Genomic DNA, 514 nt, shown 5'->3' with positions numbered 1-514 from the left:
TCGCAGCTGTGAGCACCTCGTCAACGAGATGAGTGCGCGGCACGTCGTGATGCAGGCCCATCTTGGTCCACGCCGCATCGAAGGTGATGCGGTCATCCATGATGTGCTTTCGCCACTCAATGATGGTTGGCTCGCTGCGGCGCGGACCGCCGAGCAGGCACATGCGTGCTAATTGTCCAAAAGCCCCGAGCTTGCCGGATGCGTGCCAGACCTTGATGATCTCCTCATCCATCAGCGCGCGGCCCTTCGTTCGGCGCCCGACCCTCTGCGCACGGGTCTCTTTCGGCGCGCGATAGCCGGCAAGCACGTTGTGCTCGACGTAACCTTCGCCGACACACCTCTCGAGGAATGTGTGGGTGTGCTTGCGCAAGTCCCTGGCTGCACCGCGCTTACCGGTCTTGGCGGTCTTGTCCACTGCCGCCATGATTTGCCGGCGCGTCAATTCGCCGATGGCGAGATCGAAATGATCCTTGAGACCGCGCCGCAGCGCCGACATCGCAGGCCTCCAGTTCAC

General features: G+C 62.6%; 1 protein-coding gene. It reads right to left on the bottom strand.

From position 1 onward, the window contains the following. A partial coding sequence (locus AC1DS5_RS25650; protein ID WP_477721058.1) for a hypothetical protein occupies window positions 1–496 on the bottom strand: 496 nt, incomplete at its 3' end. Window positions 497–514 lie beyond the last annotated feature (18 nt).

This window comes from Polaromonas sp. P4_H1, assembly GCF_056400945.1.
This window is presented reverse-complemented; position numbering and strand designations above follow the sequence as displayed.